Genomic DNA, 5194 nt, shown 5'->3' with positions numbered 1-5194 from the left:
ATGGGCGCGGGTGCTCCCGGCCGCCCCGGCACCTGTCGAGAACCGTCAAGTCGATAACCGTGATCGAGGAGAGCCCCCCGCCATGCGTACTGCCGTCGTCGTCGGCACCGGACTGATCGGCACCTCCGCCGCCCTGGCCCTGGCCGCACGCGGGCTGACCGTCCATCTGGAGGACGCCGACCCGGACTCCGCCCGCACCGCCGAGTCGCTCGGCGCGGGCACCATCGAGCCTGCCGACGGCCCGGTCGACCTGGCGATCATCGCCGTCCCGCCCGCGATGGTCGGCAAGGTGCTCGCCGACTGCCAGCGCCGCAACCTGGCCCACTGGTACACCGACGTGGCCAGCGTGAAGGCCGGACCGGGCAGTGAGATCGCCGCGCTGGGCTGCGACACCGTTCACTACATCGGTAGTCACCCGATGGCTGGCCGTGAGCGCTCCGGACCGCTGGCCGCCTGCGCCGACCTGTTCGAGGGCCGCCCCTGGGTGCTCACCCCGACCGCGGACACCGACACCGACACCCTCAACGCCGCGCTGGAGCTGGTCGCGCTCTGCGGTGCCATGCCGATCGTGATGGACGCGGCCGAGCACGACCGGGCCGTCGCCCTGGTCTCGCACGCACCGCAGCTGGTGTCCTCGCTGGTCGCCGCCCGGCTGGAGAACGCCGACGAGACCGCCATAAGGCTCTCCGGTCAGGGCGTTCGCGACGTGACCCGGATCGCCGCCTCCAACCCCGAGATGTGGGTCGACATCCTGTCCGCCAACGCGGGCGCGGTCGCCGACGTGCTGGAGGAGGTGGCCGCCGACCTCGGCCAGACCGTCACCGCGCTGCGTGCCCTGGCCACGGCCGAGGAGGGCGGGCGCCAGGCCGGTGCCAAGGGCATCGAGGCGGTCATGCGGCGCGGCAACACCGGGCAGGCCCGCATTCCCGGCAAGCACGGCGCGCCGCCCACCCGGTACGAGACGGTCGCGGTGGTGCTCGGCGACCAGCCGGGCGAGCTGGGCCGGCTGTTCGGGGAGGTCGGCGAGGCCGGCGTCAACATCGAGGACGTCGTCATCGAGCACTCGGACGGGAAGCAGGTCGGCTTCGTCCAGCTGTCGGTGGCGCCGATGGCCGTCAAGCGGCTCACGGCGGCGCTGCGGTCGAGCGGGTGGAGCGTCCGGGACTGAGGTCTCGGGGCTGGTTCCTCGGGGCTGAGGTCTCGGGGCTGAGGTCGCAGGGCTGGTTCCTCGGGGCTGAGGTCTCAGGGCTGGTTGTTCAGGGCTGGTTGTTCGGGGTTGGGGTTGCGGAGCCGGGGTTCTCCTGGCTCGGGTTCGGAGCCGGGGTTCTCGGAGCGGGACAGGGGGAGCGGTCGTGATCATCGAGTTGCCGTTGGGGGAGACCCGGCACGGGTTCGCCGGTGAGCCGGTGGACCTGGGGAACGAGCGGTTCCTGCGGGCGGTGGTGGGCGGGGAGTTCCTGATCCGCCACCGCAGCGTCGAGACGATGGTCGAGCGGCCCCGGGCGCAGCCGCTCCGTCCGGAGTCCACCGGGTTCACCGCGTTCGGCGAGCCCGCCGAACCCGTGGAGCCGGAGCCGACCTGGAGCCTGCTGCTGCGCGCCGCCCACGCGGCCTTCGCGGAGCACCTGCCGCTGAGCCTGTCGCCGGACGTGCTCTGGTACGCGGTGGTGCACGAGGTCGCGGTGCACGTACGGATGTACCCGCCGCGCTACCGGGCGCTGTTCGGCGCGGCGGGCCGGGGCGCGGTGATCACGGTGCGCGACGACTCGCTGGCCGGGGTGGACCCGGACTGGGCGCGGTCGGTGCACCTGGTGCGGGAGCCGTTGGCGGCCGCGCTCGGGGCGGAGGTCGTCGAACTGTTCCGGCCCGCGTTCTCGACCACCACGCCCGAGGACGCCTCGGCGGCGCTGGTGGCGCTGATGGACGTGGTCAGCCCGTACTACGACTTCCGCTGGGAGACCCGCTGCGGCATCCCGCGGATCCGGCTGGAGGGCACCGCCGAGGACTGGGCGCTGCTGGCGGCCGGGGTCGGCGAGCTGGCGCGGCGCTTCGACTGGTTGGCGCCCTGGTTCGCCGAGCTGCGCCCGGTGGTGGACGAGATCGCGGCGACGGCGGCGGGCGGGCCGGTGGACGAGGTCTTCTGGCGATCGCTGTTCAAGTGGCGGTCGATGTCCGGCGGGCCCCGGGTGACCGGCTGGCTCACCGCCTTCTTCGCCCACACCCAGACCCCGGACGGCCCCCGGCTGCGGCAGTCCTTCGGCTGGCGGGAGGCGGCGAGCCGGGAGTACCACCGGGACGCGTTCGAGGTGAACGACTTCCCCTCGCACATCTCGAAGGTGCCGTTCGTCTGGGAGTTCCTCGGGACGGAGCGGCCGATGCTGCTGGTCGGCGGGGTGCTCGGCATCGAGCGGGACGGTGGGTTCCTGCGCCCGCGGCTCGGCAGCGCGGTGCTGGAGACGGTGGCCGGGCCGTGATCGCGGGGCTTCTGCGGGGTGGGGCGCCGCCGGCTCCGCAGGCCGCCCCGCGGAGGCCGTGCCCCAGGTGAACGGGCGGGACCGGGGTGTGGCGGCGGTCCATTAACCTTGAGGGAGACAATCCCCGGCCGCACGCCCGCGTAGGCGTCGGCTTCCATGCTCAGAGAGAGGTTCGGCCCCGTGGACACTGCCGACCGAGCGCACGCCCCGGTCGTCGTCGCCATCGACGGACCCTCCGGCTCCGGCAAGTCGACCGTCTCACGGGCGGTCGCCGCCCGGCTGGGCCTGAGCTTCCTGGACACCGGCGCCATGTACCGGGCGATGACCTGGTGGATGCTGGCCAACGACGTCGACGTCGACGACCCCGAGGCGGTGGCCGTCGCGTGCGGCAAGCCGGTCATCGTCTCGGGCACGGACGCCGTCGGCCCCACCATCACGGTGGACGGCAAGGACGTCTCCGGCCCGATCCGGGGCCCCGAGGTGACGGCGCAGGTCAGCGCCGTGGCCGCAGTGCCGGCGGTGCGGTCCCGGCTGGTCGAGCTGCAGCGCGGCTGCGCCGAGGTCGCCGAGCGCGGCATCGTCGCGGAGGGCCGGGACATGGGGACGGTGGTGTTCCCGGACGCCACCGTCAAGGTCTTCCTGACCGCCTCCGAGGAGGCCCGGGCCGAGCGCCGGGCGATCGAGCTGCGCGCCAAGGGCGTGGACGAGGCGACCATCACCGCGATGGCCGCCGACCTCGCCCGCCGCGACGCCGCCGACTCCTCCCGCGAGACGTCCCCGCTGAGCCAGGCCGTCGACGCGGTGCTGGTGGACACCAGCCGGCTCACGCTGGAGCAGGTGATCGACCGGATCACCGCGCTGGTGGAGGAGAAGGCCGGGCTGTCGTCGGTCTGACCGGTGGCCGGGCTCGACCCGACCGCCGATCCTGACCGGTCCCGACCGCTGATGAGATCTGACCACTGAATGAGACCGCGGGCCGCAGAGGTGCCGCGGAGGAAACCATCGCGCTGCCCCGAGCGGGGCGGGTACGCACGGCACGCCCCTGGGAAGGGCCGGGCCGGGAAACGGAACAGACGAACATGACCGCAGAGCACTCCGCCACCGAGCACGGTGAGCTGGACGCCGCCGACTACGCCGAGTTCATGGCGCTCGCCGCCGAAGAGGGCTTCGACCTCGACGGCTTCGACGCCGTCGACGGCGCCGAGCACGTCCGGCTGCCGGTGCTGGCCGTCGTCGGCCGCCCGAATGTCGGCAAGTCGACTCTGGTGAACCGCATCATCGGCCGCCGCGAGGCCGTCGTCGAGGACAAGCCGGGCGTCACCCGCGACCGGGTCACCTACGAGGCCAGCTGGAACGGCCGCCGCTTCAAGGTGGTCGACACCGGTGGCTGGGAGATCGACGTCCTCGGCATCGACGCCATGGTGGCCGCTCAGGCCGAGCTGGGCATCGAGCAGGCCGACGCGGTGCTGTTCGTCGTGGACGCCACCGTCGGTGCCACCGACACCGACGAGGCCCTGATCAAGATCATCCGCCGGGCGGGCAAGCCGACCGTCCTGTGCGCCAACAAGGTCGACGGCCCGTCCACCGAGGCCGAGGCCGCCTACCTGTGGTCGCTGGGCCTGGGCGAGCCGTACCCCGTCTCCGCCCTGCACGGCCGCGGCTCCGGCGACCTGCTGGACGCCGTCATGGCCGCGCTGCCCGAGGCCCCGCCGCAGACCTTCGGCGACGCCGCCCCCGGCGGCCCGCGCCGGATCGCGCTGATCGGCCGGCCCAACGTCGGCAAGTCCAGCCTGCTGAACAAGGTCGCCGGCGAGGAGCGCGTCGTCGTCAACGAGCTGGCCGGCACCACCCGCGACCCGGTCGACGAGATGATCGAACTCGGCGGCAAGACCTGGAAGTTCGTGGACACCGCCGGCATCCGCCGCCGGGTCCACCTGACCGCCGGCGCCGACTTCTACGCCTCGCTGCGCACCGCCGCCGCGCTGGAGAAGGCCGAGGTCGCGGTCGTCCTGATCGACGCCAGCGAGACCCTGGCCGAGCAGGACACCCGGATCATCTCGATGGCCGTCGAGGCCGGGCGCGCCGTCGTCATCGCCTACAACAAGTGGGACCAGCTGGACGAGGAGCGCCGCTACTACCTGGAGCGCGAGATCGAGCGCGACCTCGTCCAGGTGCAGTGGGCCCCGCGCGTCAACGTCTCGGCCAAGACCGGCCGGCACATGGAGAAGCTCGTCCCGGCGATCGAGACCGCGCTGGAGGGCTGGGAGACCCGCATCCCGACCGCGCGCCTGAACGCCTTCCTCGGCGAGCTGGTCGCCGCCCACCCGCACCCGATCCGGGGCGGCAAGCAGCCGCGCATCCTGTTCGGTACCCAGGCGGGCATCCGGCCGCCGCGCTTCGTGCTGTTCGCCTCGGGCTTCCTGGAGGCGGGCTACCGGCGCTTCATCGAGCGCCGGCTGCGCGAGGAGTTCGGCTTCGTGGGGACGCCGATCTCGATCTCGGTGCGGGTCCGGGAGAAGCGGAAGAAGAAGTAGTAGTACGCGCTGCCGTGCCTCGGCAGCGCGTGGTGCAGGGGCTCCGTCACGGTGGTGGCGGGGCCCCTGCGGGTTTTTCGGGGGTGCTTCCCGGGGGCGGTTCTTCCGGGGTGTCTTTCCCGGAGTGCCCTTCCCGGCATGTCTCTCCCGGAGTGTCTTTCCCAGGCGCGTCAGTGGTGCTCGCCG

The 5194-nt window shown here is 73.0% G+C and carries 4 protein-coding genes; all 4 read left to right on the top strand.

What is annotated here, in order from left to right; genetic code table 11:
• Positions 1-82 precede the first annotated feature (82 nt).
• The 4 genes from J0670_RS29490 to der all read left to right on the top strand — a co-directional run bounded on the left by J0670_RS29490 (position 83) and on the right by der (position 5008).
• On the top strand, positions 83-1168 hold the full coding sequence (locus tag J0670_RS29490; protein ID WP_207814749.1) for a prephenate dehydrogenase: 1086 nt from the start codon (positions 83-85) through the stop codon (positions 1166-1168).
• A 184-nt stretch (positions 1169-1352) separates the two neighbouring features.
• On the top strand, positions 1353-2474 hold the full coding sequence (locus J0670_RS29485; RefSeq protein ID WP_307806752.1) for a DUF4419 domain-containing protein: 1122 nt from the start codon (positions 1353-1355) through the stop codon (positions 2472-2474).
• A 156-nt stretch (positions 2475-2630) separates the two neighbouring features.
• Complete coding sequence (cmk, locus tag J0670_RS29480) at positions 2631-3368, top strand: (d)CMP kinase (RefSeq protein ID WP_207814748.1); 738 nt, start codon at positions 2631-2633, stop codon at positions 3366-3368.
• 185 nt (positions 3369-3553) lie between these two features.
• Positions 3554-5008: a ribosome biogenesis GTPase Der gene (gene der, locus J0670_RS29475; RefSeq protein ID WP_207814747.1), complete on the top strand. Its 1455-nt coding sequence runs from the start codon at positions 3554-3556 to the stop codon at positions 5006-5008.
• Positions 5009-5194: the final 186 nt, after the last annotated feature.

Source organism: Streptomyces sp. FH025 (genome assembly GCF_017427025.1).
Lineage (GTDB): Bacteria > Actinomycetota > Actinomycetes > Streptomycetales > Streptomycetaceae > Kitasatospora.
Note: the sequence above shows the minus strand (reverse complement) of the source record. Positions and strands in the feature narration are given on the sequence as shown.

Excerpts from the sequence above, each read along its gene's own strand:
- cmk (WP_207814748.1), top strand. The coding sequence starts at position 2,631 with ATGCTCAGAGAGAGGTTCGGCCCCGTGGACACTGCCGACCGAGCGCAC.
- J0670_RS29490 (WP_207814749.1), top strand. The coding sequence starts at position 83 with ATGCGTACTGCCGTCGTCGTCGGCACCGGACTGATCGGCACCTCCGCC.
- der (WP_207814747.1), top strand. The coding sequence starts at position 3,554 with ATGACCGCAGAGCACTCCGCCACCGAGCACGGTGAGCTGGACGCCGCC.